The 25,620-nt window shown below is 68.1% G+C and carries 29 protein-coding genes and 3 pseudogenes; 15 read left to right on the top strand and 17 right to left on the bottom strand.

The features are described from left to right. The first annotated feature begins 53 nt into the window (after positions 1-53). Positions 54-1,323: pseudogene (locus ASD25_RS19550) on the top strand (glutamate--cysteine ligase). Here the strand turns inward: ASD25_RS19550 and ASD25_RS19555 are convergent. Continuing rightward, positions 1,320-1,637, bottom strand: a complete 318-nt coding sequence (locus ASD25_RS19555; RefSeq protein WP_056619818.1) for a hypothetical protein — start codon at positions 1,635-1,637, stop codon at positions 1,320-1,322. The pseudogene ASD25_RS19550 and the gene ASD25_RS19555 sit on opposite strands and share 4 nt — an antisense overlap. 103 nt (positions 1,638-1,740) lie before the next feature. On the opposite strand from ASD25_RS19555, the gene ASD25_RS19560 reads away from it, so the two are divergent. From ASD25_RS19560 to ASD25_RS19575, 4 genes are all read left to right on the top strand, one after another. Further along, a complete protein-coding gene (locus tag ASD25_RS19560; protein ID WP_056619819.1) occupies positions 1,741-2,322 on the top strand; it encodes a TetR/AcrR family transcriptional regulator in 582 nt (193 codons plus the stop codon). Positions 2,323-2,355: 33 nt separating this feature from the next. Further along, positions 2,356-3,108: a DUF72 domain-containing protein gene (locus ASD25_RS19565; RefSeq protein ID WP_056619822.1), complete on the top strand. Its 753-nt coding sequence runs from the start codon at positions 2,356-2,358 to the stop codon at positions 3,106-3,108. Then, a complete protein-coding gene (locus ASD25_RS19570) occupies positions 3,105-3,473 on the top strand; it encodes a GFA family protein (RefSeq protein ID WP_056619824.1) in 369 nt (122 codons plus the stop codon). The genes ASD25_RS19565 and ASD25_RS19570 overlap by 4 nt, the downstream gene beginning before the upstream one ends. A 62-nt stretch (positions 3,474-3,535) precedes the next feature. Further along, positions 3,536-4,600: an NAD(P)-dependent alcohol dehydrogenase gene (locus ASD25_RS19575; protein WP_056619827.1), complete on the top strand. Its 1,065-nt coding sequence runs from the start codon at positions 3,536-3,538 to the stop codon at positions 4,598-4,600. 7 nt (positions 4,601-4,607) lie between these two features. On the opposite strand, the gene ASD25_RS19580 is transcribed toward ASD25_RS19575, so the two are convergent. Further along, a complete protein-coding gene (locus ASD25_RS19580; RefSeq protein ID WP_056619829.1) occupies positions 4,608-5,150 on the bottom strand; it encodes a hypothetical protein in 543 nt (180 codons plus the stop codon). Between the two features lie 182 nt (positions 5,151-5,332). Here ASD25_RS19580 and phbB point away from each other — a divergent pair, with 182 nt between their 5' ends. Together phbB and ASD25_RS19590 are read left to right on the top strand one after the other, a co-directional pair. Beyond that, the gene (gene phbB / locus ASD25_RS19585) at positions 5,333-6,058 is read left to right on the top strand and encodes an acetoacetyl-CoA reductase (RefSeq protein ID WP_056619832.1); all 726 of its coding nucleotides are present in this window, start codon (positions 5,333-5,335) and stop codon (positions 6,056-6,058) included. Then, positions 6,036-6,923: a DUF4908 domain-containing protein gene (locus tag ASD25_RS19590; protein ID WP_235562799.1), complete on the top strand. Its 888-nt coding sequence runs from the start codon at positions 6,036-6,038 to the stop codon at positions 6,921-6,923. Before phbB ends, ASD25_RS19590 begins: the two co-directional genes overlap by 23 nt. Here ASD25_RS19590 and gloB read toward each other — a convergent pair whose 3' ends face one another. After that, positions 6,924-7,652 (bottom strand): hydroxyacylglutathione hydrolase, encoded by a 729-nt coding sequence (gene gloB, locus ASD25_RS19595; RefSeq protein ID WP_056619837.1) that lies wholly within the window; start codon positions 7,650-7,652, stop codon positions 6,924-6,926. A gap of 45 nt (positions 7,653-7,697) precedes the next feature. Here gloB and ASD25_RS19600 point away from each other — a divergent pair, with 45 nt between their 5' ends. The 5 genes from ASD25_RS19600 to ASD25_RS19620 all read left to right on the top strand — a co-directional run bounded on the left by ASD25_RS19600 (position 7,698) and on the right by ASD25_RS19620 (position 12,380). Continuing rightward, the gene (locus ASD25_RS19600) at positions 7,698-8,474 is read left to right on the top strand and encodes a class I SAM-dependent methyltransferase (protein WP_056619839.1); all 777 of its coding nucleotides are present in this window, start codon (positions 7,698-7,700) and stop codon (positions 8,472-8,474) included. A gap of 10 nt (positions 8,475-8,484) precedes the next feature. Then, the gene (locus ASD25_RS19605) at positions 8,485-8,988 is read left to right on the top strand and encodes a histidine phosphatase family protein (protein WP_056619841.1); all 504 of its coding nucleotides are present in this window, start codon (positions 8,485-8,487) and stop codon (positions 8,986-8,988) included. Further along, positions 8,985-9,341, top strand: a complete 357-nt coding sequence (locus ASD25_RS19610; RefSeq protein ID WP_056619844.1) for a DUF952 domain-containing protein — start codon at positions 8,985-8,987, stop codon at positions 9,339-9,341. Before ASD25_RS19605 ends, ASD25_RS19610 begins: the two co-directional genes overlap by 4 nt. Then, positions 9,332-10,363: a quinone-dependent dihydroorotate dehydrogenase gene (locus ASD25_RS19615; RefSeq protein WP_056619845.1), complete on the top strand. Its 1,032-nt coding sequence runs from the start codon at positions 9,332-9,334 to the stop codon at positions 10,361-10,363. Before ASD25_RS19610 ends, ASD25_RS19615 begins: the two co-directional genes overlap by 10 nt. Positions 10,364-10,427: 64 nt before the next feature. Further along, complete coding sequence (locus ASD25_RS19620; RefSeq protein WP_056619847.1) at positions 10,428-12,380, top strand: ATP-binding protein; 1,953 nt, start codon at positions 10,428-10,430, stop codon at positions 12,378-12,380. On the opposite strand, the gene ASD25_RS19625 is transcribed toward ASD25_RS19620, so the two are convergent. Together ASD25_RS19625 and ASD25_RS19630 are read right to left on the bottom strand one after the other, a co-directional pair. Further along, the gene (locus ASD25_RS19625; RefSeq protein WP_056619851.1) at positions 12,338-12,787 is read right to left on the bottom strand and encodes a very short patch repair endonuclease; all 450 of its coding nucleotides are present in this window, start codon (positions 12,785-12,787) and stop codon (positions 12,338-12,340) included. The genes ASD25_RS19620 and ASD25_RS19625 overlap by 43 nt on opposite strands. A 43-nt stretch (positions 12,788-12,830) precedes the next feature. Next, the gene (locus ASD25_RS19630) at positions 12,831-13,316 is read right to left on the bottom strand and encodes a peroxiredoxin (RefSeq protein ID WP_056619852.1); all 486 of its coding nucleotides are present in this window, start codon (positions 13,314-13,316) and stop codon (positions 12,831-12,833) included. 110 nt (positions 13,317-13,426) lie between these two features. On the opposite strand from ASD25_RS19630, the gene ASD25_RS19635 reads away from it, so the two are divergent. Next, positions 13,427-13,996, top strand: coding sequence for a YqgE/AlgH family protein (locus ASD25_RS19635; protein ID WP_056619853.1), 570 nt, complete (start codon positions 13,427-13,429; stop codon positions 13,994-13,996). Here ASD25_RS19635 and ASD25_RS19640 read toward each other — a convergent pair. From ASD25_RS19640 to coxB, 12 genes and pseudogenes are all read right to left on the bottom strand, one after another. Then, a complete protein-coding gene (locus ASD25_RS19640) occupies positions 13,993-14,370 on the bottom strand; it encodes a hypothetical protein (protein ID WP_056619854.1) in 378 nt (125 codons plus the stop codon). The two genes, ASD25_RS19635 and ASD25_RS19640, sit on opposite strands and share 4 nt — an antisense overlap. Further along, on the bottom strand, positions 14,371-16,038 hold the full coding sequence (locus tag ASD25_RS19645; RefSeq protein WP_056619857.1) for a bifunctional diguanylate cyclase/phosphodiesterase: 1,668 nt from the start codon (positions 16,036-16,038) through the stop codon (positions 14,371-14,373). 33 nt (positions 16,039-16,071) lie between these two features. Continuing rightward, the gene (locus tag ASD25_RS19650; protein ID WP_056619860.1) at positions 16,072-16,662 is read right to left on the bottom strand and encodes a GNAT family N-acetyltransferase; all 591 of its coding nucleotides are present in this window, start codon (positions 16,660-16,662) and stop codon (positions 16,072-16,074) included. A gap of 24 nt (positions 16,663-16,686) precedes the next feature. Beyond that, the gene (locus ASD25_RS19655; protein WP_156389383.1) at positions 16,687-17,898 is read right to left on the bottom strand and encodes a pitrilysin family protein; all 1,212 of its coding nucleotides are present in this window, start codon (positions 17,896-17,898) and stop codon (positions 16,687-16,689) included. A 50-nt stretch (positions 17,899-17,948) separates the two neighbouring features. Then, complete coding sequence (locus ASD25_RS19660; RefSeq protein WP_056619866.1) at positions 17,949-18,644, bottom strand: SURF1 family protein; 696 nt, start codon at positions 18,642-18,644, stop codon at positions 17,949-17,951. Further along, positions 18,641-19,021 carry a DUF983 domain-containing protein gene (locus tag ASD25_RS19665; RefSeq protein ID WP_056619870.1) on the bottom strand — a complete coding sequence of 127 codons (381 nt, stop codon included), beginning with the start codon at positions 19,019-19,021 and terminating at the stop codon, positions 18,641-18,643. Before ASD25_RS19665 ends, ASD25_RS19660 begins: the two co-directional genes overlap by 4 nt. Then, complete coding sequence (locus ASD25_RS19670; protein WP_056619871.1) at positions 19,018-19,926, bottom strand: cytochrome c oxidase subunit 3; 909 nt, start codon at positions 19,924-19,926, stop codon at positions 19,018-19,020. The genes ASD25_RS19665 and ASD25_RS19670 overlap by 4 nt, the downstream gene beginning before the upstream one ends. 51 nt (positions 19,927-19,977) lie before the next feature. Continuing rightward, complete coding sequence (locus tag ASD25_RS19675; RefSeq protein ID WP_056619873.1) at positions 19,978-20,556, bottom strand: cytochrome c oxidase assembly protein; 579 nt, start codon at positions 20,554-20,556, stop codon at positions 19,978-19,980. Further along, positions 20,553-20,732, bottom strand: coding sequence for a hypothetical protein (locus tag ASD25_RS19680; RefSeq protein ID WP_056619876.1), 180 nt, complete (start codon positions 20,730-20,732; stop codon positions 20,553-20,555). The genes ASD25_RS19675 and ASD25_RS19680 overlap by 4 nt, the downstream gene beginning before the upstream one ends. A 5-nt stretch (positions 20,733-20,737) precedes the next feature. Next, positions 20,738-21,706, bottom strand: a complete 969-nt coding sequence (gene cyoE / locus ASD25_RS19685; RefSeq protein WP_056619880.1) for a heme o synthase — start codon at positions 21,704-21,706, stop codon at positions 20,738-20,740. Between the two features lie 78 nt (positions 21,707-21,784). Continuing rightward, positions 21,785-23,453: pseudogene (gene ctaD / locus ASD25_RS19690) on the bottom strand (cytochrome c oxidase subunit I). A gap of 23 nt (positions 23,454-23,476) precedes the next feature. Then, positions 23,477-24,411, bottom strand: a pseudogene (coxB, locus tag ASD25_RS19695) (cytochrome c oxidase subunit II). Positions 24,412-24,665: 254 nt separating this feature from the next. Here coxB and ASD25_RS19700 point away from each other — a divergent pair. Both ASD25_RS19700 and ASD25_RS19705 read left to right on the top strand, forming a co-directional pair. Next, positions 24,666-25,037: a PadR family transcriptional regulator gene (locus ASD25_RS19700; RefSeq protein ID WP_056619883.1), complete on the top strand. Its 372-nt coding sequence runs from the start codon at positions 24,666-24,668 to the stop codon at positions 25,035-25,037. Next, the gene (locus ASD25_RS19705) at positions 25,034-25,618 is read left to right on the top strand and encodes a DUF1700 domain-containing protein (protein ID WP_056619886.1); all 585 of its coding nucleotides are present in this window, start codon (positions 25,034-25,036) and stop codon (positions 25,616-25,618) included. Before ASD25_RS19700 ends, ASD25_RS19705 begins: the two co-directional genes overlap by 4 nt. Positions 25,619-25,620: the final 2 nt, after the last annotated feature.

The following is a 25,620-nucleotide window of genomic DNA, read 5'->3' on the forward strand; positions in this document are numbered from 1 at the left end:
GCGTTGCCGTCGGGTCGCCCATCTAGCCGCGACAAGAGGGGTGACATATACGCATGGCCGACGCCGAACCGCTTTCCCGGGAAGACCTGATCGGCGCCATGTCGAAAGGGGCCAAGCCCAAGGCCGAATGGCGCATCGGCGCCGAGCACGAGAAATTCGGCTTCGACCGCACGACCTTGCGCCGGCCCGCCTATGAGGGCGAGAGCGGCATTCTCGCCATGCTCACTGGCCTGCAGCGGTTCGGCTGGGCCCCGGTCGAGGAGGCGGGCCACGTCATCGCCCTTGAGCGCAAGAACGAAGAGGGGATGACCGCCTCGATCTCGCTGGAGCCCGGCGGACAGTTCGAACTGTCGGGCGCGCCGTTGAAAGACGTGCACGATATCTGCGACGAGACCGGCCGCCACCTGATGGAGGTGAAACAGGTCGCCGACCAGTTGAACCTCGGCTTCATCGGCGCCGGCTTCGACCCGCTATGGCGGCGTGAGGACGTTCCCGTCATGCCAAAGGGGCGTTACGGCATCATGCGGGCCTATATGCCGAAGAAGGGGTCGCTGGGCCTCGACATGATGCGCCACGGCCCTGTTCGCCTGTTCGCCCTTCATCGAGGGCAAGCCGAGCGGCTTCCTGTCGTCGCGCGCCAATGTCTGGACCGACACCGATCCCGACCGGACAGGCATGCTGGATTTCGTCTTCGCCGACGGTTTCGGCTACGAGCGCTACGCCGACTATGCGCTGGACGTGCCGATGTATTTCGCCAAGCGCGGCGAGACCTACGTCGATCTGTCGGGGCAGTCGTTCCGCCGCTTCATGACCGAGGGTCTCGACGCCCTGCCGGGCGAGCGGGCGACGAAGAAGGACTGGAACGACCACCTGACCACGCTTTTCCCCGAGGTGCGGCTGAAGTCGTATCTGGAGATGCGCGGCGCCGACGGCGGACCGTGGAGCCGGATCTGCGCGCTTCAGGCCCTGTGGGCCGGCGTGCTGTACGACGGCGCGGCCCTGGCCGCGGCCTGGGATCTGGTCAAGGACTGGGACATCGCCGACCACGAACGCCTCCGCCGCGACGTGACGCGTCTGGGCCTCAAGGCCGAGGTGGCGGGCCGGTCGGTGCGGGACGTGGCCGTGGACATGGTCCACATCGCCCGCGAGGGACTGAAGAACCGCGCCCGCTTCTCGGGCGGAATGGTCGACGAGCGCGGCTATCTGTCAGAGCTGGAAGACATCGCCGACAGTGGGGTCACCCCCGCCGACCGGCTGCTGGAGCTCTACCACGGTGAATGGCAGGGCGACGTCACCCGGATGTACCGGGACTTCGCCTACTAGGCGGGGTTACGCCGAACGCGGGCGTTGTCGGCCGCGTTGCACTGGGCGACCTCGGCTTCCGTCAGCGCCAGACCGGCGCGGGCGAAGGTCGAGACCGGGCCCATCCGGCCGACGAAGCGACGGCATTCGCGCATCAGCGGTTGGGTGGTCCCGCCGCCGCGACCGGCGCAGGCGCCGTCGGGGCCGCAGTTCCAGTTGCGCCCATCGAGGTTCAGCTGGATTTCGCGGGGTTGCAGCAGGGTGGCCGCTGCGCCCGACGAAGCAGGGGCGGCGGTCTGGACGGCGAGGGCCGCCATAAGGGACAGGACGAGCATTATATCCTCCGGGGCTGGTCAGGACGAACGGTTCGATGTAAAAGTGACCGTTCGTGCACCATTAAGTGACCGATCGGTCACTTCGAGTCAATAGGTTCGATCGATGCCGCCCAAAGGCGACGCCACCCATGCCCGGCTGATCGATGAGGCGATGACCCAGGTCACCGTGCGCGGACTCGCGGCGGTCAGTCTGGCGGACGTCGCGGGCGCGGCCGGCGTGTCCAAGAGCGCTGTGCTGAAGCATTTCCAGTCCAAGGAGGCGCTGCAGGGCGAGGTGGTCGACGCCATGATCGACCGCTTCAAGACCGCCGTCTGGGACCCGGCGGAGCCGCTTGAGCCGGGCCGCGCGCGGCTGGACCGCATCTTCGAGGGCGAGCTGGACTGGATCGACGGCGAGGACCGCCCCGGCGGCTGCCCGCTGAAGGCCGCAGCGATGGAGCTGGACGACCAGCCCGGCCCGCTGCGCGACACGCTGAAGGGCAGTCAGGTGCTTTGGGCCAAAACGCTGAAGCGCGAGTTCCGGACGCTGTATCCGGACGCCGACGACTCGACGCTGGAGCTCAAGGTGTTCCAGTTCAAGGGACTGGTGCTGGCCTATGGCCACTCGCGCCGCCTGCTGGACGACGAGACGGCGCGCGGACAGGCGACGGCGGCCTATCGGGCGCTTGTGGGTTCGCCCGCCTGATCCTAGGTCCATGGCGGACAGGGAGATCAGACCATGACAGGCAAAATCCGCGTCGGCATCGGGGGTTGGACCTATGAGCCGTGGCGCGGCGTCTTCTATCCCGAGAAATGGAGTCAGAAGCGCGAGCTGGAATACGCCAGCCGGCACACGACCTCGATCGAGATCAACGGCACCTACTATTCGGGCTTCAAGCCCGAGACCTGGATGAAGTGGCGCGACGAGACGCCCGACGACTTCGTCTTCGCGGTCAAGGCCAGCCGGTTCTGCACCAACCGGAAAGTCCTGTCCGAGGGCAACGAGAGCCTCGAGCGCTTCCTCGATCAGGGGCTGACGGCGCTGGGCGACAAGCTGGGGCCGATCAACTGGCAGTTCATGGCCACCAAGAAGTTCGATCCTGTCGACTTTGAGGGCTTCCTGAAGCTGTTGCCGAAGGAGAAGGACGGCGTCCGCCTGCGTCACGCCCTGGAGGTCCGCAGCGGCACGTTCGATAACGAACAGTTCCATGATCTGGCCCGGAAATACGGCGCCGCCATCGTCTACGGCCATGACGACGAGGCCCCCCAATGGCCGCGCATCGATCAGGACACCGCCGACTTTAAATACGCGCGCCTGATGTCGAGCCGCGAGGACGAGCCTGCGGGCATGACCTCGAAAGAGCTGGACGGGATCGTCAAACAGACGCGTGACTGGGCGAAAAAGGGCGACGTCTTCGCCTATTTCATCGCCGGAGCGAAGGTCCGAAATCCGGCCGCGGCGCAGGCCCTGATCGCGAAACTGGGCCAATGACTGCGCGACTGCAGGGCGGTTGTCACTGCGGCGCCCAGCGGTTCTCCGCGCCGGCGCCGGAGAGCGTGACACAGTGCAACTGCTCGATCTGTTCGAAGCGCGGGACGCTGGCGGCCTATTATGCGCCGGAGCAGGTCGAGCTCAGCCTCTCGCCCGAGGTTCTCGGCGCCTATCAGTGGGGCGACCGGATGATGACGTTTCACCACTGCATGGCGTGCGGCTGCGGCGCCTTCGACGAGACGCCCGCATGGACCACGGACGAGGGCGAGGCGCGCCCCGCGCGCATCATTCTGAACGCCCGCCTGTTCGACGAGCTGGACCTGGCCGCCGTCCCCGTGCGGATTGTCAACGGCCGCAACGCCTGACTGCCTTGCGGATCGCCCCCGGCGTAAGCACCTGCCCCTGAAGCCACCTCGAGGACCTCCCCATGCCCATCGCCACCCGCGCCTTCGCCGCCACCTCCAGCGACGCCCCGCTGTCGCCCTTCAGCTTCGACCGGCGCGATCCGGGTCCGGACGACGTGGCCATCGAGATCAAATTCGCGGGGGTCTGCCACTCCGATCTTCACATCGTGAAGAACGACCTGGGCAACACGACCTATCCGATCGTGCCGGGCCATGAGATCGCGGGCGTGGTGACGGCGGTGGGCGACAACGTCGCCCGCTTCAAGGTCGGCGACCGCGTGGGCGTCGGCTGCATGGTCGACAGCTGCCGCCAGTGCGCCCCCTGCCGCGAGGGCGAGGAGCAGTACTGCGTTCCCGGCATGACCCAGACGTATGGCTCCGCCGATCCCAAGGGGGCCGCTGTGGGCCAGAAGATCACCCAAGGCGGCTATTCCACCGCCATCGTGGTCGATCAGAACTATGTCGTGACCATCCCCGACAGCATCCCGCTGGACGCCGCCGCACCCCTGCTGTGCGCCGGCATCACCACCTATTCGCCGCTGCGGCACTGGAAGGTCGGACTTGGCTCGAAGGTGGCGGTCATCGGCCTGGGCGGTCTGGGCCATATGGCGGTCAAACAGGCGGCGGCCATGGGCGCCGAGGTCACCGTCCTTTCGACCTCGGACCGCAAGAAGGCGGACGCCGAGCGGATGGGCGCGAAGCATTTCCTCATCAACTCGGACAAGGCGGCGATGCAGGCGGCGGCCGAGAGCTTCGACCTGATCATCAACACTGTCTCGGCGACACACGAGATCGCCAGCCATGTGCAGCTGCTGGCGAAGGACGGGACCATGGTCATGCTCGGCCTGACCACCGAGGGTCTGCCGGTCTACGCCATGGGCTTGCTGTGGCGGCGCCGGTCGGTGGCCGGTTCGCTGATCGGCGGCATCCGCGAGACCCAGGAGATGCTGGACTTCTGCGCCGAACATGGCCTGGCCTGCGACATCGAGGTGATCGCCCCGGACCAGATCAACGAAGCCTACGCCCGGCTGGAGAAGTCGGACGTCCGCTACCGGTTCGTTCTCGACATGGCGCGTCTGGCCGCGTGAGACCAGCTCATCCCCGGTAGGGGGTGAAGGTCCAGGTCGCCGTACCGTCGCTGATGCGCAACGACGCGCCGGAGCGGGTCACCCGATAGGTCTCGGTCCGGCCCGACCGGTCGACCTCGGTGACGCGGTCGTTGCAGGACCGGCTGGCCCGCTCCAGCCCGCGGGCGATACTGAAGGTCGCCTGCGAGCCCTGCACGGACAGCCGCCCCGTCTTCTCCTGCCGAATGGTGACGTTGCAGCTCGCGCCCTCGGCGTAGGTCTTGTCGGTCACCCAGCTGAAGGTCCCGTCGGCCTGCACGATCAGCGCCATCTCGCGGCGCACCTGGGTGGGCGTCGGCGTGGTCGAGATGACCGTGTTGGGCGTCGTCCCGCCCAGGCTGAAGTCGCCCGGCATGGAATAGGCGCGTGTCTGGATACTGGAGCGGATGACCAGCTCAGACTGGGTGCCCTCATGGACCCAATTGCCCGTCAGGCCGGCGCTCTGGGCCTGTGCGGCGGGCGCGGCCAGCAGGACGGCGACGGCGGTTGTGGCGGCGGCGAACATGTTCATCGCGATGATCCCCTGTAATTTCGGACAGGATGGCGGGCCGCAGCGGCCCGCGCCCGCGCCCTGCGACCGGCGCCGGGTTTTTGCGACGAAGCCGCCCGCCCCCTTCTCTCCGATCCAATGCAGGGTTATGCCGTAGGGCAAGGACGCGCGTCAGACGCGTCCGGCAGGGACAGGAAATCAGCATGACACGCGTGGCTTTCGTGACGGGCGGCACCCGGGGCATCGGCAAGGCGATCGTCCAGCGCCTCAAGGAGGACGGCATGGCCGTCGCCGCAGGCTATTCCGGGAACACCGAGGCGGCCGAGGCCACGGCCCGTGAGCTGGGCGTCACCATCGTCAAGGGCAACGTCGGCTCGTTCGACGACTGCGCCCGCGCCGTGAAGGAGATCGAGGACCAGCTGGGTCCCATCGACGTGCTGGTCAACAATGCCGGAATCACGCGCGACGGCTTCTTCCACAAGATGAGCGCCGACCAGTGGTCCGACGTGATCCGCGTCAACATGGACAGCGTGTTCAACATGACGCGCCAGGTGATCAACGGCATGCGCGACCGGGGCTTTGGCCGCATCGTCAACATCAGCTCGATCAACGGGCAGAAGGGCCAGATCGGCCAGACCAATTATTCCGCCGCCAAGGCCGGCATGATCGGCTTCACCAAGGCGCTGGCGCTGGAAAACGCGCGCAAGGGCGTGACAGTGAACTGCATCGCCCCCGGCTATATCGACACCGAGATGGTCGGGGCCATGGACGAGAAGGTGCTGGCCGGAATCATCGCCCAGATCCCGGTCGGAAGACTCGGAAAAGGCGAGGAAATTGCCGACATGGTGTCCTGGCTGTCGGGCGAACGTGCCGGATATGTCACAGGCTGCACCCTGTCGCTGAACGGTGGTCAGTATCTGGTCGGCTGATCCGGCCCTGCCCAAAATCCGCCGCGCGCTGGTTTCACCACTGGCCGCCATGGAGTTGACGGCAGGGTCCAGAACGGCGCGAACGCCGCTTCCGGCCGCGATGGCGATCGCCCTCGCGGCGGCGGCGCTTTCCCTGCTGCCCATCAGCGCCGACGCCTACGCCCAGACCCGCGGCAACGCCCAGGCCGAACAGAGCCAGTCTCTTCGCAACGGCGCAGCCAGCTCGCGCACCCTGCCGCCGACGGGTCGCTACGTCGCGGAATCGGGCGAGGGCTTCATTCTCGACCGCTCGGGCCAGCGACCCCTGCTGCGTTTCGACCGGCGCGACGAGACCTGGGTCCTGCGCCCGACCGCGGCTCCGCGCGGCGACGTCATCTATCGCAACGACGCGGGCGATCAGCTGCTGCGGGTAACGCCGGGCGGCGGCATGACCGTCTATACGCCGCGTGCGCCCGGCGGATCGCCGGCCTCCCTGTCGGGGCCCGCCCCCAGCCTGACGCCGCCGACCCTCGGCCCGGCGCAGATCTTCCAGCTGATGACACGGCGCAGCGCCATGCTCAGCCAGGCGCTGGGCCGTCTGATCGAGATCAATGTCGACACGGACGGCGCCGCCGAGAGCCTGACCGTCGAAGCCCTGATTCTGTCGACCGACGCCGCCCTGCGCATCGCTCGTTCACCCTCGGCCCGGTCTTCGCTGGACCGGCTGCGCAGCATCACCATCGTCGACGGCCCCCGCGCCTCGGTCACCTATTCCCGAGGGGATCTGCGTATCGTGGTCGCCCCCACCCAGGGCGTGGCCGGACGGCCTTCTTCGGCCCGGGTGATCGACGCCTTCCTGACTCCCGCCACGCCGTCGCGGCGATAGTCAGCCGGCGAAGACGTCCTTCGCGGCCCGCCGGGCGGCGAATTCCGTAGCGTCGGCCGCCCGAACGAACGGGTTGAAGGCCTTTTCCTTCCCGATGGTCGTCGGCACGGTCGCCTCTCCCCGCTCGCGCATGGCGAAGATCTCTTCGGCCCGCGCGCGCATATCCGGCCGGTCGTCGAGGGTCAGGGCGAAGCGGGCGTTGGACGCGGTGTATTCATGGGCGCACCAGATCACCGTCTCGTCGGGCCATGCGGCCAGGGTCTGCAGGCTGGCGTGCATCTGCTCCGGCGTCCCCTCGAACAGCCGGCCGCAGCCCAGGTTGAACAGCACATCGCCGACGAAGGCCTGGGCGTCGCCGACCGAGCGGTAGACGATATGGCCGAGGGTGTGACCCGGCGTATGGCTGACCTCCAGCGCGGTCTCACCCAGCATCACCGTGTCGCCGTCGGCGACGACGCGATCGATAGGGGCGGCCTTGCGCACCTCCTCAGGCCCGATGATTTCGCAGCCGGTTTCGTCCTTCAGCCGCGCGTTGCCCTGGGTGTGATCCGGGTGCCAATGGGTGTTCAGGATCAGGTCCAGCCGCCCCCAGCCTGACTGCTCGAGGTCAGCCAGAATGGCCGCCGCGTCGGGCGTGTCGATCGCCGCGACCGTCCCCGTGGCCGCGTCGCGGACCAGCAGGCCGTAGTTGTCGTTCAGACAGGGAAAGATGCGCACATCAAGGGTCATGCACCCATCCTAGCAGCCCGCCCCGACCCGGCCTATGCTCCCCCCATGCGGCGCAGTATCGAGGACCTTCGCATCTTCTACGGCGAACCCGCCGGGGCCCTGGCGCGCCGTCTGCTGGCGCGGCGTCTGGAGGACGCCTGGGGCGAGGCGACGAACAGCGATGTGCTGGGCCTCGGCTACGCCACGCCCTGGCTGGACGCCTTCGTCGGCGCCCGCCGGGTCGTGGCGGCCATGCCCGGCGGACAGGGCGTCGAGCTGTGGCCGTCGGTCGGCAAGAACCGTACGCTGCTTGTCGACGACCGCCGCCTGCCCTTCGCCGCAGGATCGTTCGACCGCATCCTGCTGGTCCACGCCCTCGAAGAGGCCGATGACGCCTCGGCCCTGATGGCCGAGGCCGTCCGCGCCCTGTCGCCGGCCGGGCGGATCATTCTGGTCGCCGCCGCGCGGGGCGGGCTGTGGGCGCGGGCCGAGACCACGCCCTTCGGACACGGCCGACCATTCACCCGCGGCCAGTTGGAGCGGCTGGTGCGCGCCGCCGGCCTTGAGCCGACCGCATGGTCGCAAACCTTGTATGTGCCGCCCTGGGGTCCGCTGCTGGCGCTGGCCGACGGCTTCGAACAGGTCGGAAAGCGGATCATGCCCGGCGCCGCCGGTGTGATTCTGCTGGAGGCCACGCGCCGGGAATACGCCCGTATCCGCCCCGGCGGCGCCGTGGCGACCGTTCCGGTGATGACCCCGGCCCTCCAGCCCCAGCCTGCCAGCCGGTCGCGACGCGAGAAACTGGCGGGCGCCGATCTGGCGGGAACGCGCGAACGCCCTTAAAGCCACGGCCATGCAGAGACTGATCCTGATGCGCCACGCCGAGGCGGAGAAGCGCGCGGCCTCGGGCCACGACCGCGACCGTTCGCTGTCCGACAAGGGCCGCGCCGACGCGGCCGCCATGGGTCGGGCCCTCGCCGCACGGGGCATGAAGCCGGATCTCGCTTTCGTCTCTCCCGCGACCCGCACGCACCAGACCTGGGACCTGCTGCACGACGCCTTTGGCGATGTGCAGGTGCGCGAGCCCGAACCGCTGTACAACGGAAGCGCCGACACCCTGCGCCGCCATGTCGAGGGTGCGGAGGACGAGGCCGGCTGCCTGATGGTGGTGGCGCATAATCCGGGCGTACACGTGCTGGCCGTCGAATACCTGGTCGAAAGCGCGGCCTCACCTTCGGTTCTGGACCGCATGAGCGGCGGTTTCCCACCGGGCGCGGCGGCCATCTTCATCGTCGACCTCGCTGGACGGTGCACGTTCGAGGGCTTCCTGCAGCCCCGCGATCTGGCCGGCGAATGACCGAAGTCGCGTACAAGCTGGTCGACCGGGCCGAATGGGCCGCCGCACGCGCTGCGGGCGCCTATGCCGGTTCGGCGGTCGATCTGGCGGACGGCTACATTCACCTGTCGGGCGCCGACCAGCTGGCCGAGACCGCGCGGCGGCACTATGCGGGTCGGGCGGACCTGATGCTGGTCGCCGTGGATCTGCAGCCTCTGGGCGAGGATCTGAAATGGGAGGCGTCGCGCGGCGGGGCCCTGTTTCCTCATCTTTACGCCCCCCTGCCCGTCAGCGCCGCGACGCACGAACGGCCGCTGTCCGTGGACGCGGGGGGCGTCATGCGCTTCGACGACGGAGCGGTGGGATGGCCCTGAACGACCTTGGCGCCGCCCTGCTGCGACGGCTCGATCCCGAGGTCGCGCACGGTCTGGCGATCCGCGCCCTGCAAACCATTCCCCTGCCTGCGGCTCCCCCCGACGATCCCATCCTCAGGACCACGATCGCGGGGCTGGAGCTGCCGAACCCTGTCGGTCTGGCTGCTGGGCTCGACAAGAATGGCGAGGCCCTGGACGGTCTGGCGCGCCTCGGCTTCGGCTTCGTGGAATGCGGCTCGGTCACGCCGCTGGCTCAGTCCGGCAACCCCAGGCCTCGCCTGTTCCGGCTGTCGGAAGACCGCGCCATCATCAACCGGATGGGATTCAACAACCTCGGCCTCGACGCCTTCGCCGCACGTCTCGTAAGTCGGCCCCGGACGGTCGTGGTCGGCGCCAATCTGGGAGCCAACAAGGATACGGAGGATAAGGCGGCAGACTATGTGGCGGGGCTGACGCGTCTGCGCGGGCTCAGCGACTATGTCACCGTCAATGTGTCGTCGCCCAATACGCCGGGGCTTCGCGCCCTGCAGGGCCGGGCGGCGCTGGACGACCTTCTGGGCCGCCTCAACGAGGCCCGCGCGGGTGATCCGACCCCGGTCTTCCTCAAGGTCGCGCCCGATCTGACGGCGGACGAAATCGCCCTGATCGTCGACGCCAGTCTGGATCACCGGATCGACGCCCTGATCGTCTCGAACACCACCCTGGACCGGCCTGAAAGCCTGCGCTCGCGCGACCGGGTCGAGGCAGGGGGTCTGTCCGGCGCGCCGCTTCAGGCCCGGGCCATGGAGGCCCTGCGCGCCGCCGCAGACGCCTCCGCCGGCCGTCTGCCCCTGATCGCGGTCGGCGGGATCGATTCCGGGGCCGAGGCCTATGCGCGCATCCGCGCGGGGGCCGGGGCTGTCCAGTTGTACTCCGCCCTGATTTACGAGGGGCCGGGCCTGATCACGCGAATCAAACGCGATCTGGCCGACCTGTTGCGCGCCGACGGCTTCTCCACCGTGTCGCAGGCCGTCGGCCGTTGACGGAGCGTTAGGGCAACCCCTGCATAGTGAACGCGAGGCGAGTGCGCCTTGTTCGGGGAACTGCATGGCGATCGCCAAAGCCGGAACGCAAGCTCAGGGAGCCGCTCTCGAGGGCGACTGGGCGACTGCAATTCGCCAGCGGCGCAAGGCGTTGCTGCAGCGGCTCGGCATGGCCGCGGCCGCCGCCATGATTTTCAGCCCCCTTCTGGGCTGGCCCCTGAGCGTCGCCTGGGTGCTGGGCTATTTCACCATTCAGGCCCTCGATATCTGGGTCTTCTCGCCGATCAACAGCGGCAAGACCGAGCGTCTGACCGGGCTGCGCAATGTCGCCGGCTGGGTCATGCTGATCGCCAACGCCGGCTATTTCGGCAGTCTTTCGATCCCGATGTGGCTGCTGGGCGGGCCCATGGGCGGCATCTGCGCCGCCATGCTGCTCTCGGCAGGCTGCATCTATTCGGTGATCAACGCGCCGCGCTCGACGTCCGTCATGCTGATGACCGCGTCGCTGCAGTTCCTTTATCTGGCCGCAACGCCCTTCTTCATGGCCGTCTACGGGGCATCGACGGGCTTCGTGACCGCCGCCGCCATCGCCGTCGGCGTCTTCATCACCTACTGCCTGTCGACCTGGCAGCGCATGAACGAGGCCCGGCTGGCCGAGAGCGCGGCCCGGGTCGAGGCTGATCAGAAACGGGTCGACGCAGAACGCATCATGGAGGGCCGCAGCGCCTTCCTGGCCGCCATCGGGCATGACCTTCGGACCCCCATCAGCGCCATCCTGACCGGGGCCGCCGAGCTTGAGCGCGGCGCGGTCGATACGTCCGCACGGTCGCAGGCCCAACTCATCACCGACGCCGGCTTTATGATGAAGGCCCTGCTGGACGACCTGCTGGACCACGCCAAGCTGGACGCAGGCCACATGACAGTCGAGCAGGTCGACTTCAATCTGCGCGATCTCCTGAACCAGACCGTCCGGCTCTGGCGCGGGCCGGCCCGGGCCAAGGGGCTGAAGCTCCGCGTCGAGGGCGCGTCACGCATTCCGGATTCGGTGCGGGGCGATCCGATGCGCCTGCGTCAGGTGCTGAACAACCTCATCTCCAACGCGATGAAATTCACGGACACCGGATCGATTACCCTGCGATTGAACGCATGGGTCGACGAACCCGGCGGCCACGCCGTTCTGATCGAGATCGCGGACACGGGTCCGGGCATGACGGCGGACCAGCTCAGCCGCCTGTTCACACCCTTCGACCAGACTATCTCCGGCGTCAGCGCCATACACGGCGGGACGGGCCTCGGCCTGGCCATCAGCCGCCAACTGGTTCAGTTGATGGACGGCCGCCTGACCGCCCGCAGCCGCCCCGGAAATGGCGCCCAGTTCACCTTGTCGCTGCACCTGCAGCCCAGCGAGGCCGTCGCCGTCAAGACGCCCGCCCTGGACCAGCAGAGCCGCGACGCCGTCGCACGCTCGCTCTCCGGCAGCCGCTCCGCCGCCGCCGAACAGATCGCCGCGCCCCAACCGCTCTACGAGGCGCCGCCGCCCCCCGCGCCGCTGGTTGTCGAGGACGCCGCCCCGGATACGGAATACGAGGACGACGACGATGGCCGTCCCATGCGGGTACTGGTCGTCGACGACCACGACATCAATCGCCGGGCCATCCAGCTGATCCTGCAGCCGCTGGGCTGCGACATCGCCACGGCCGCGGACGGCATGCAGGCGCTGAAGATCTGCGAGCACACCGCCTTCGACCTGATTTTCATGGACGTGCGCATGCCCGAACTGGACGGCCGCGAGACGACCCGCCGCATCCGCGCGGGCGACGGTCCCAACGCCGCCGTGCCGATCATCGCAGTGACCGCCGACACCTCGGCCGACGACATCGCCGCCTGCACGGACGCGGGCATGACCTATTTTGTGCCCAAACCCATCACCCCGCCGATGCTGCTGGGTGCCATCACCCATGTGATGACCATGGCTCAGTCGGAAGTGGTCCCCGAGTCCGAAACCGTCGCGGCCTGATAACGCACGTCGGCGATCAGCCGGTCGGCGAAGACTTCGGCCTTCATTCCGCACTCCCAGACCGTGACCACGCGCCAGCCGGCGGCCGTCAGCGCGGTGCGGCTGGCCTCGTCCCGGGCGCGGTTGCGGTCGATCTTGCCAGTCCAGTAGCCGGCATTGGCCTTGGGCTTGCGCGAGCCGCGCGCGCAGTCGTGCCCGTGCCAGAAACAGCCGTGCACGAAGACCGCAACCCGACGCCCCTTCATCACCAGATCGGGCCGCCCGGGCAGGCCCGCGCCGCCCAGCCGGTAGCCGACGCCGGCCGCGCGCAGGATGCGGCGGACGGCCATTTCGGGCGTCGTGTCGCGGCTCTTCACGCGCCGCATCACCGCGCTGCGTTTCTCGGGAGTGAAGACGTCGGTGGTCATGCGCTCAAATAGCGAGCCGCCGCGCGGCGAGCGGTAGCGCCCCTTAAAGCTGCGCCAGCAGATGCTCCGCCGACGACACCTTGAACTCGCCGGGCTGTTCGATGTTCAGCTGTTCGACCACGCCGTCCTTGACCAGCATGGAATAGCGCTGCGAGCGCTCGCCCATGCCGAAGCCCTTGGCGTCCATCGACAGGCCAAGCTGGCGGGTGAAGTCGCCGTTGCCGTCGCCCAGCATGACGATGTCTTCCTTGCCGATGCCCTGGCTGTCGGCCCAGGCGCCCATGACGAAGGCGTCGTTGACCGAGACGCAGGCGATCGTGTCGACGCCCTTGCCGACGATGTCCTCGCGCAGGTCCTTGAAGCCCGGCAGGTGCTTGGCCGAACAGGTCGGGGTGAAGGCGCCCGGAACCGCGAACAGGGCCACGGTCTTGCCGGCGAAGATGTCGTCCGTCGTGACCGGCCGGGGGCCATCGTCGGTGGCGCGGGTCAGGTTTGCCGAGGGAATGCGGTCGCCGATCTGGACGGTCATGGGCAGGCTCCGGAGTGGATGTGAGGACGAAACGTGCCGATCAGATAGGCGCTGTCGTCCTTCCCGCCAACCGCCTTGCGAACAGCGCCGTCCATGCCGATGATAGGGACATGGACGAATTCCAATCCCTGGCGGGGCGGCTGCTGGTGGCGATGCCCGGCATCAGCGACCCACGGTTCGAGCACGCGGTCATCCTGATCTGCGCCCACCGCCCGGACCACGCCATGGGCCTGCGGCTGGACCGGCCCGCACCGGGCGTGAACCTGAAGAAGGTGCTGACCAAGCTCGACACGCCCCTGCCCCCCGACGCCGACAGTCGCGCCGTGCTGATCGGCGGGCCGGTGGACCGCGAGCGGGGCTTCGTCCTGCACACCGACGACTGGCTGATCGACGACGCCTCGCTGGCCTTCGGCGCCGGCTTCGCCATGACCGGCACGCGCGAGGCCCTGCTGGCCATGGTCAACCCCGAGACAGGCCCGCACCGGTCCGTGCTGCTGCTGGGCTACGCCGGCTGGGGCGACGGCCAGCTGGAGGATGAACTGGGCGAGAATGTCTGGCTGGTCGCCGAGGCCGACCCCGAGCTGATCTTCGACACGGACCACGAGAGCAAATGGGGCCGGGTGCTCGCGGGGCTGGGCGTGGATCCGGCGCAGCTGTCGGGACAGATCGGGCGGGCCTAGCCGAGGGCGGCGGCGCAGGTCGTCAGCATGCCGTCCTGATCGCCGCTCCGGTCCGCAACCCACGACCGTGCGACGGCTTCGACGCGCCCGTCGCGGTACCGGATGGCGAAGTCGCTGTCCGGCCGGCCAGAGATAGAACCGCACCACAGGCCCGGCGCGGCGGCCCTGAATTTCGAGCGCCGCCCGCCGGACTGCTGGACATTGACCAGCCGGATGTCGGCTTCGGCCGCGGTAGGGGCGATCCGGCGGACCTCGGCGCGGACAACGTCTTCCTCGCCAGGACGGTTTACTCTCACAAGGATCGCCGCCAGCACCACGACAGCGATCAGTCCGAATGCCCAGCGTCCGAGGCGTTCGTCGCCGCCTCTCCGCACCTAGGCCGACCGCGCCTTGATCGGGGCCGTGCCGTCCGCCAGCGACTCGTTCAGATAGACCTCCGCCTCCTGCGCCGGCAGGGCCTGGGCGTAGCCGAAGCCTTGGCCGTAGTGGCACTGGGCCTCAAGCAGCAGCTTGGCGAGGCCGGCGTTCTCGACGCCCTCGGCGACGACGTCCAGCCCCAGATCGCGGCCCAGATTGACCACTGATTTGACGATCTTGGCCGAGCCCTCGTCCTTGTCCATGGTCAGAACGAAATAGCGGTCGATCTTCAGCGTATCGAACGGCAGCTTGGCCAGCCAGGTCAGGGACGAGAAACCGGTGCCGAAATCATCGAGCGCCAGCGACGCCCCGGCCTCCCGCAACCGCGTCAGGGTGTCCGCCGCCCGCGACGTGTCGCGCATGATGTCGCCTTCGGTCACCTCCAGCTTCAGCGCGCCCTTGGGCAGGCCGGCCTCGGTGATGATGCGGGTGACGTCGTCGACCAGATCCGCCCGCTCGATCTCGCCGACCGACAGGTTGACGCTGCAGAACAGCTTGCCCGCCGTCGGATGCCGCGTCAGCCATTCGGCCAGCTGGCGCGACGCCGAGGTCATCATCAGCAGGCCCAACTCGTTCATCAGGCCCATTTCGTCGGCCAGACCCAGGAATTCGTCCGGCGGCACCAGTCCGCGCTTGGGATGGCGCCAGCGGGCCAGAGCCTCGAACCCGGCCACGGCGCCCGTGAGCAGATTCACGATCGGCTGGTAGAAGGGTTCGATCTCGCCGCGCACAAAGGCGTTCCGCAGATCGGCCTCCAGCGCCAGACGTGACAGGCTGTCGCTCTCCAGCGCCCGGCCATAGGCGGCGACCCCGCCCCGGCCCGCAAGCTTGGCCTGTTCGACGGCCAGTTCGACGCGGCGCAGCAGTTCGGCGGGGTCGGGCGCGTCCGGCCCGCCCTCGGCCGAGGCCGAGCCGATCGAGACGGTCGGGTAGATGTCGAAGCCGGCGATCCGCAGCGGCTGTTCCATGGCCTCGCGCACCCGTTCGGCGACCATGCCCGTGCCGCGCGGCGCCAGCACCGCAAACTCGTCCTCGCCGATGCGGGCGGCGTTGGCGTCATGGGCGAAGGCGGCGTTGAGGCGGGATCCGAGGGCCGCCAGCACCAGATCCGCACGCGCATGCCCCAGAGCCTCGTTCAGGCGGCGCAGGCGGTCTACATCAGCCACCACCAGTTCATAGTCGCCGGGCTGGGTCAGGGCCTCGCCGGCGCGCACAAGGAAGGTGCGGCGGTCCAGCAGCCCGGTCAGGTGATCGCGATGCGAGGCGGCGAATTTGGTCTCCAGCGCCACCACGCCGGCGGCGCGCAATCCGTCTTCGAGCCAGACGCCGCGCCAGATGCACATCTCCGAGTCGCGCATACGCAGGCGAACGGCGACCTCGGTCCCCTCCTCCTGCGGCTTGAGAATCTTTTCGGCCAGCGCGCGGTCCTGCGGCGAAGCCACGGCCGTGAAGGCCGCGCCCGAACACTCCGGCGCCAGCGGGCCCAGCCCCAGCGCGCGGGTCGCCCCGGTGAATCGCATCTGGTCGTCGGCGGGCGTCCAGATCCACAGCGCCGTGTCCGCCGCGGCCAAGGCCTCGATGGCGGTCGTCGCGTCCCAGGCCAGACTTCTGGAGCGAGTGTTCAAACGCCTAACCGGTCCTGACAGTACGGCCTTTAGTCAGCCGCCGCGCGCGGCTCCGTCATTCACGACGCCGAACAGCAGATGGTCTGCCCAACCGCCGTTAATTTTGAGATAAGCCCGCGCCTGACCCTCGAGCTCGAAGCCGGCTTTTTCAAGCACCCGCCGCGAAGCGAGGTTGGCCGGTACGCAGGCCGCCTCGACCCGGTGCAGGTTCAGGTCGTTGAAGGCATAGGCGACCAAAGCCCGCACCGCGGCCGTGCCATGCCCTCGCCCCGCGAACGGCTGGCCGATCCAGTAGCCCAGCGTCCCCGTCTCGGCCACGCCGCGCCGCACGTTCGACAGGGTGATGGCCCCGACCAGCGCCTGATCCGCATCGGCGAAGATGAAGAAGGGCCAGGCGTTGCCGGCCTCCATCTCGCGCGCATAGATCGTCAGCCGCCGCTTGAACGCCGCCCGGGTCAGGTCGTCCTCGGGCCAGACGGGTTCCCACGGCTGCAGATAGGCGTGGCTGGCCTGACGGAGGGTCGCCCAGGCCTCGTGGTCCCCGGCGCGCGGGGCCCTCAGGGTGACCCCTGCGCCCTTCACGACCGGACCGGTCGCCTCGTTGATCCAGTCCAGCAGGGCCATGGGCGCAGATTAGCCGCCCGCCGGTCAGCCGAAAAGGGCTTCGCGGAAGGCCGCCCCGGCGGGCGCCGCCGCCTTGGGCCCCAGCACCGCCGTCGCGGCCTTGCCGGCGGCCAGCGACATCGCCGCCGCCGCGCGCACGTCCTCCGCCGTCTGGACCAGCATCCGTTCGGCCATGGTCTCCGACGAGATCGGCGCGCCGAAGATCAGCACCTGCGCGGCTGCCCGGCCCGCGCGGGCCGACGGGCTTTCGTCCGACATCCACAGCCCGGCGTTCATGACCGCCTTGGCCCGCGAGAGCTCCGCCGCCGTGGGACCGGTTTCCGCCAGCGCCTTCAGCTCGGCCGCGCAGACCTGCGCCAGCTCGACCGACCGCTCGGCGGCGGCTCCGGCGTAGATGCCGAGGATGCCTGCGTCCTCATAGGGCTCATGATAGGCGTCGATGGCGTAGGCCAGACCCCGCTCCTCGCGGGCGCTCTGGAACAGGCGCGAGGCCATGCCGCCACCGAGAATCTCGGTCATCAGCCGCCCCGCCGCATAGGCGGGGTCTCCGGCCGCCGGGGCCGGCAGCTGGAAGACGATATTGGCCTGCTCGATCCGCCGAGACAGGGCCGCGTCGCCGCCGGTGAAGCGCGGCGTCTCGGGCTCGGCGGCCGGCGTTGCCGTCTGGTCTCCGAACCATCGCTCGGCAAGCGCCAGCAGCTCGGCCTCGTTCACAGCGCCGGACACCGCCACCACCATCCGGTCGGGCGAATACAGGCGCGCGCGCCAGCCGCTGATCGAGGCGCGGGTGATCGGCTTGAGGCTCTTCACCGACCCGAGGATCGGGCGGCCCAGCGGCTGGCCCTTGAAGGCCTGGGTCTGGGCCATTTCGAAGACGTGGTCGTCGGGCGTGTCGAAGGCCTCGGCGATCTCCTGGGCGACCACGTCCTTCTCGCGTTCGATCTCGTCGGAATCGAGCGTGGGGCGGAAGACGAGATCCGACACCACCTGCATGGCCAGCGGCAGGGAGCCGTCGAGCGCCCGGACCTCGAAACTGGTGCGTTCGTAGCCGGTGGAGGCGTTCAGCGAGCCGCCCTCGGCCTCGATCCGCTCGACGATCTCGCGCGCGCCCATGTCGCCCGCGCCCTTGAAGACGAGGTGTTCGAGGCAGTGCGACCAGCCCGAGGTGGCTTCGGTCTCCCACCTGGCCCCGCCGCGCACCGCGACGGTCAGGGCCAGGGTGCGCAGGCCGGGCATAGGATCGCAGACGACGCGGACGCCGTTGGACAGGGTGTGCAGGGTGGCGGTCAGGATTTCGGCTTTCTACGCAGCAGCGCGATATAGAAACCGGCCAGCGCAAGCGCCAGTCCGAACCAGGTCAACGCATAGCCGAGATGGTTGTTCGTGAAGGCCGCTGGCGGCGCCGAGGGCTGGAGCGCCAGCCATTCGGGGTTGGACGAGGTGGTGGCGTAGACCATCAGCGCCATGACCTCGGGGCCTGCGCCCAAGGCCTCGGCCATGGCGACATGGTCACGGGCGAAGAAGCGGCGCCCCTCGGGCGGCAGCGCCATCGGTCCGGGCGGTGTCGGTTGGCGCAACTGACCCTCAACTCGGACCGGAACGGTCGAGGCTGCGACCGGCGGGCGAGCGGAGATGGTTTCGGAGACGAAGCCCCGGTCGACAAGGATGGCGAAATCAGAACCGGTCGGGCGACAGGCGGAGATCAGGCGCACGCCCGATTCGCCATCATGGATGGTCTGAAGCTCGACATAGGGGGCGGTCGCCAGACCGGGGCAGTCCATGCTTACCCGCGCGAACTCGCCGCGACGGAACGCCGTCGACGCATCGGAAGCCGGCGTGGCCCCGGCCGCCTCGGCTTCGGCGATGAGACCGTTCTTCCACTGCATCCGCTGCACCTGCCAGACACCCAGCGCCGCGAGCAGGACGAACGCCAGGGCGCAGACGACGGTCAGGCCCCATGGGAAGCGGGGGCGGGTCGTCATTGCGCGCCCGCCTTGTTGCGCATCTGCAGGGCGATCATCACGCCCTTGCCCGGCCGCATCAGCCCCACCGACAGAGCAGCCACCAGCGGCAGGGCGACGGCCAGCATGGCCCATATCGGCGGATTGTATGCGACCTGCACGAACAGGGCGCCGAACACCACGATCCCGCCGGCGATCTGCATGATGAAGATGGCGGCGCCGTCGCCGGTGTTCAGCCGGGTGAAGTCAAAGCCGCAGGCCCCGCACCGCTCGACCACTTTCAGGAAGCCCGCGAACAGCGGCCCCTGTCCGCACTGCGGGCAGCGACAAAGCAATCCGGCGCGGATCGGATCGATCCGCGCCGGTTGAAGATCAACCCCTGTGGGGCCGCCCGTCACCCGAAGGTGACGTAGACGAAGGCGAAGAGGAACAGCCAGACCACGTCCACGAAATGCCAGTACCAGGCGGCGGCCTCGAACCCGAAATGCTTGGCCGGGCTCATCTGGCCGGCGTACAGGCGCAGCAGGCAGACCAGCAGGAAGATGGTGCCGATCAGGACGTGGAAGCCGTGGAAGCCCGTCGCCATGAAGAAGATGGAGCCGTACAGGCCGGAGTTCGCCGCTTCCTCGTTGAAGAACAGGTTCTCGTGGAGAATGTGCTGGTACTCATAGGCCTGCACCGCGGTGAACAGGATGCCGAGGGCAACGGTGATCAGCAGGCCGGTCTTGGCGGCCTTGCGGTCGCCGACCTGCAGCGCGTGGTGCGCCCAGGTGACGGTCGTGCCCGAGAGCAGCAGGATGACAGTGTTCAGCAGCGGCAGTTGCCAGGCGCTCAGCGTCTCGACGCCCTTGGGCGGCCAGGTCGACCAGGCGGCGGCGGTGTCGGCCCAGTTGGCGACTTCCGGGATGTGGGCGCGGGCTTCGTTGAAGACCGCCATCTCGAAGAACATCCAGAAGAAGGCGACGAAGAACATCACCTCGGACGCGATGAACAGCATCATGCCGTAGCGCAGGCCGATGGAGACGACCGGCGTGTGATCGCCCGCCTTGCTCTCCTTGATCACGTCAGCCCACCAGCCGAACATCGAGACAAGCACGCCGGCGAAACCGGCGAAGAACAGCGCCGCCTGACCCTTGCCCAGAAGCGTCACGGCCAACTGCCCGGCGTCGTCGGCGACGATGCCTTTCATCCACACCACGGCGCCGACCATCATGATCGTGACCGCGATGGAGGACACCAGCGGCCAGGGGCTGGGGTTCACCAGGTGATAGTCGTGGTGCGGGGTGGCGTGAGCGTCGGCCATCAGGGTCTCTTGAAGCGGTCGAGATACGTATGGGGCAGGCTATAGCGTCCGCTATCCGGCTGCGCCAGTGGCTTGGGCGCCAGCTTTGCCGGCAGCGGCGGCCACGTCGGCCGCCTTGGTCGGATAGAAGGTGTAGCTGAGGGTGATTTCGTGGACGCCGCGGCTCTCACGATCCGTCGCCATCTCGGGCGCGACGAAATACTGGACGGGGAATTTCATCGTCTGGCCGGGCTGGATCGTCTGCCCGTCGAAGCAGAAACATTGCAGCTTCTGGAAATAGGGCCCGGCGCGTTCCGGCACGACATTGTAGGACGCCGTGGCGTGGATCGGCTTGTCCGAGGTGTTGGTGACGTCGAAATAGGCCATGCCCGTCTCGCCGATTCGCACCCGCTGGCTGACCTGCTCGGCGCGGAACGTCATCGGCAGGTCGCGGACGTTGGTGTCGAAGCGGATCAGCACCGTCTCGTCTAGGATCTGGTCCGGGGCCTTGTCGGCCTTCATCACCGTGCCATCGAAGCCCGTGACCTGACAGAACATCCGGTACAACGGCACGGCCGCGAAGGCGGCCCCGGTCATGAACATGACGCCCAGCACGCAGGCGATGGCGACAGCGTTCCGCGACAGTTTCATCCCGCGTAGCCCACGGATTGTCCGGCGGAGATTGCGTCCTTGCGGGCGTCGATGTTGCGCTTGAGGTTCAGCACGGTCACGCCGAAGACCAGCACGATAAAGGCCACCAGCGCCCCGGCGATGGCCAGGTTGCGCTTGCTGCGCGCTTTCAGCTGTTCAGGGGTCAGGCGGGTCATGGTCGTTACAGTCCGGGGATGGCGGCGACGCTCTCGACCAGCAAGGCCGCGAACAGCGCCATCAGATACAGGATCGAGAAGGCGAACAGGTTTCGGGCCGGTTTGGCCTCGGCGCGGACATCATACAATGCGGCCTCTCGCCCCACGGCCTCGGCCTTGTCGGGCTGGTCCCCGGCGCGGCTGCGGAACAGGCGGACGGCGAGGAACAGGAAGCCCAGCCCGCCGAGGACCGACACCGCCAGATACAGCAGGCCGCCCAGCCCCGTCAGGCCCGGCGCGATCGCCACGGGGACGAAGACGAGGGTGTAGAGCAGGATCTGCAGACGGGTGCTCTTGGCGCCCCGCGCCACCGGCATCATCGGAATGCCCGCCTTGGCGTAGTCGCCAGCCGAATAGAGCGCCAGCGCCCAGCTGTGCGGGGGCGTCCACAGGAAGATGATCAGGAACAGCAGCCACGCCTGCCACGGCGCCGTCCCCGTCGCCGCCGCCCAGCCGATCACAGGCGGGAAGGCGCCCGCCGCGCCGCCGATGACGATGTTCTGGGGCGTCCGCCGCTTTAGCAGCATCGTGTAGAAGGCGGCGTAGTAGACGATGGTCAGCAGCAGCAGGCCGCCGGCCAGCCAGTTGGTCGTCATGCCCAGCAGCATGACCGAGAAGATCGACAGGATGACGCCGAAGGCCATCGCATCGTTCTTCTTCACCCGTCCGGCCGCCACAGGCCGTCCGCGGGTGCGCCGCATCAGGGCGTCGGTCTCGCCCTCCAGCGCCATGTTAAGCGCGCCGGCCGCGCCCGCGCCCACGGCGATGCACAGGATGGCGATGGCCGCCGAGATCCAGTCGATGCCGCCCCTGGCCACCACCAGGCCGGTGGCGCCGGTGAACACCACCAGCGACATCACGCGCGGCTTCAGCAGCTGGAAGAAGTCTTCCGGCTGGGCCATCGAGATCGCGGGCTGGGGGGCGGTTTCGGTCATTTGCTTTTCAAAAACCCAGAGGCCGCCCTTTCGGCTGAAAGAGCGGCCCCCGTATGTCAGTTCCGGTTCAGCCGGCCTCTAGTGGTCGTCGCTCTTGACGACCGGGAGCTCGTTGAACTGGTGGTGCGGCGGCGGCGAGGACAGGGTCCACTCCAGCGTCGTGGCGCCTTCGCCCCACGGGTTGGCGACGCCCTTGCGGCGACGGATCGCCGACTCGGCCAGCATGACCAGGAAGACCAGCACGCCGACGGCCGTGATCGCATAGCCGACCGACGAGACGTGGTTCCAGTAGGCGTAGCCGTCCGCGTAATCCACATACCGGCGCGGCATGCCCTGCAGGCCAAGGAAATGCTGCGGGAAGAAGACCAGGTTCACGCACGAACATGATCCAGAAGTGCGCACAGCCGAGGAACTCGTTGTACTTCACCCCGAACATTTTTTCGTACCAGTAGTAGAAGCCGCCGAAGATGGCGAAGACGGCGCCGAGCGACAGCACGTAGTGGAAGTGGGCCACGACGTAATAGGTGTCGTGCAGGCTGTAATCGATGCCCGCGTTGGACAGGACCACGCCGGTCACGCCGCCGACGGTGAACAGGAAGATGAAGCCGATCGCCCAGAGCATGGGTGTCTTGAAGCTGATGGAGCCGCCCCACATGGTGGCGATCCAGCTGAAGATCTTCACGCCCGTCGGCACCGCGATGATCATGGTCGCGGCGATGAAGTAGGCGCGCAGGTTCACGCTCATGCCGACCGTGTACATGTGGTGCGCCCACACGATGAAGCCGACGAAGCCGATGGCGACCATGGCGTAGGCCATGGCGAGGTAGCCGAAGATGGGCTTCTTCGAGAAGGTCGAGACGATGTGGCTGATGATGCCGAAGCCCGGCAGGATCAGGATGTACACCTCGGGGTGGCCGAAGAACCAGAACAGGTGCTGGAACATGACGGGGTCGCCGCCGCCGGCCGGGTCGAAGAAGCTGGTGCCGAAGTTGCGGTCGGCCAGCAGCATGGTGATGGCGCCGGCCAGGACGGGCAGCGACAGCAGCAGCAGGAAGGCSGTGATCAGCACCGACCAGGCGAACAGCGGCATCCGGTGCAGGGTCATGCCCGGCGCGCGCATGTTGAAGATGGTGGTGATGAAGTTGATCGCGCCGAGAATCGAGCTGGCGCCSGCGACGTGCAGCGAGAAGATCGCCAGATCCATGGCCGGGCCGGTGTGGCCGGTGGTGGAGAGCGGCGGGTAGATGGTCCAGCCTCCGCCGAAGCCCTKSCCCGGTCCGCCGTCGACGAACATCGACAGGCACAGCAGCACCCAGGCCGCGACCAGCAGCCAGAACGAAACGTTGTTCATGCGCGGGAAGGCCATGTCCGGCGCGCCGATCATGATCGGAACGAACCAGTTGCCGAAGCCGCCGATCATCGCCGGCATGACCATGAAGAAGATCATGATCAGGGCGTGGGCGGTGACSGTGACGTTGTAGCCGTGCTKSGACGCCTCAACGAGGCCGAGCTTGTCGATCAGGCCGCCGGCGACGAAATACTGGATGCCCGGTTCGGCCAGCTCGAGGCGGATGAAGCCGGACAGGATGCCGCCGACCAGGCCCGCCATGATGGCGAACAGCAGGTACAGCGTGCCGATGTCCTTGTGRTTGGTCGACAGGAACCAGCGGGTGAAGAAACCCGGCTTGTGGTCGTGGTCGTCATGACCGTCGTGGTCATAGGCGAGGTTTTCGGCTGCGGTGGCCATGATCTGGGGGCTCTCGCGGATCGTTACTGGGCCGCCGGCGCCGCGGCGGGAGCCGGGGCGGGGGCAGCGGATTGGGCGGCGGCGGCGGGAGCGCCGACCGTCGGGATGGAAGTCGGGGCGGCGACGGCGCCTTCGGMGACCGTCGGGGCTCCGGTGGTGCCGGCGGCGACCTGGGCGGCGGTGCCGCCGGGAGCCTGTTCCGGAGTCTTCGGCGTCATACGCCGCACAGTTCCGAGCACTGGCCGTAGAAGGTGCCGACGCGGTCGGCGCGGAACCAGGTCTCGTTGACGCGGCCCGGGACGGCGTCGGTCTTCAGACCGAAGGCCGGCAGGGCGAAGGCGTGAATGACGTCGGCGGCGGTGACCAGCACGCGGACCGTCTTGCCGACCGGCACCACGATCGGCTCGTCGGCGGCGAGGCGGTACAGGCTGTGCGGCATGCCGCGCTCGGCCAGTTCGTCTTCCGGCAGCATGTTGGAGACGTATTCCGCGATGCCCTGGTCCGGATACTCATAGGCCCAGTTCCACTGGTTACCCGTCGCCTTCACCGTCAGGTCCGGCGTCGGCATGTCGTGGTAGGCGAACAGCAGGCGGAACGAGAACAGCGAGATGCCGACCAGGATCAGGACCGGCAGGACCGTCCAGATCACCTCGACCAGGGTGTTGTGGCTCCACTTGGCCGGAACCGGGTTGGACTTCTTGTTGTAGCGAACGACGATCCACACGATCAGGCCCAGCACCAGCAGGGTGATGAAGGTGATGATCGGCATCAGGATGATGTCGTGGAAGAAGTGCGCCTGAACCTTCAGCGGCGAGGCGGCCGGCTGCAGCCCGAGGGCTCCGTCAGTCGGTTGACCCACCAGTTCCTTCGCCCACGTCGGCGTGGCGGAGAATACGGCCAGGCAAAGGGCGGTGAAACCACCGCCGATCAGCGCCCGGGCCCGCGTGCCCATCCCCATGCGAGACATCCTCATAAATACGTTTCGTCGCAAACGCTTGCGAGACAATCGCAAGCAGGCGCCCGGACTGACGCCCGCAGCGGTTCTTCGGGCGGTCCATATCGCCCCGTCTGACGCTTGCCAAGCGATCAGCAAGAGATTGCGCGTCGGTGCGGCCATCGGCCCCCGGATTAATTCCTCGTCATGTTATGACAGCTACCTTGCGCAACAAGATACCTTGCGATACGTCTTGGGCATCAAAGGAGGACGCCCCGGTGCCCGAAACAATCGAGATACAGCTGAAGAAGGGAGTGCTGACGCTATGCGTTCTGGCGCTTCTGAACCGGCATGACAGCTATGCCTACGAGATCGCCGCGACCCTGTCCGATGCGATCGACATGGGCGAAGGGACGATCTACCCGCTGATGCGGCGGATGCAGTCCGACGGACAGGTCGAGACCTATATGGTCGAATCGGCGTCCGGGCCGTCGCGCAAATATTATCGTCTGACCGACGCCGGCCGTGGCGCCCTGGAGGCCCAGACGGCCGAATGGCGCGCCTTCGCCCGCGCGGTGGAAACCGTCCTCGATGGCGCGACGCCTGCCGTCACGCCTGCGAAAAAAGCCGACAAGGGAGCTGAACTATGACCCGCGCCGAATTCATGGGCCGGTTGCGCCGCGGACTGGTCGGCATGCCCACCGCCGCCGCCGCCGACATCGCCTCGGACTATGAGACCCATTTCGAGGACGGAGCCGCCGCCGGCCGTTCCGAAGCCGAGGTCGCGGCCGCCCTGGGCGATCCCGACCGTCTCGCCCGCGAACTGCGCGCCGAGGCCGGAGCCCAGCGCTGGCATCAGGAGAAGAACCCGTCGGCCGCCGCCGGAGCCGTCTTCGCGGTCCTGGGACTGGGCGCGATCGACCTGCTGATCCTGCTGCCCATCTTCATGAGCGTGGTCGGCGTCCTGTTCGGCTTCTTCATGGCCGCCGTCGGACTGTTCATCGGCGGGGGCGCGGTGATGATCGCCGGTCCGTTCGCGGGCTTCCCGGGCGGCGTCGCCACGGCGATCCTGGGCGGTATCGGCCTGATGGCCGGGGCCACGGCTCTGGGCGCCCTGACCGCCATCGTCACCATCCTGCTGGTCAACGCGACCGTCTGGTACGCGCGCCTGCACTATCGCCTGCTGAAGCCCGCGCTGGGGGAACAGTCCCCGGCCGACGGCAAGTTCTGAGG

The organism is Brevundimonas sp. Root1423 (assembly GCF_001426805.1).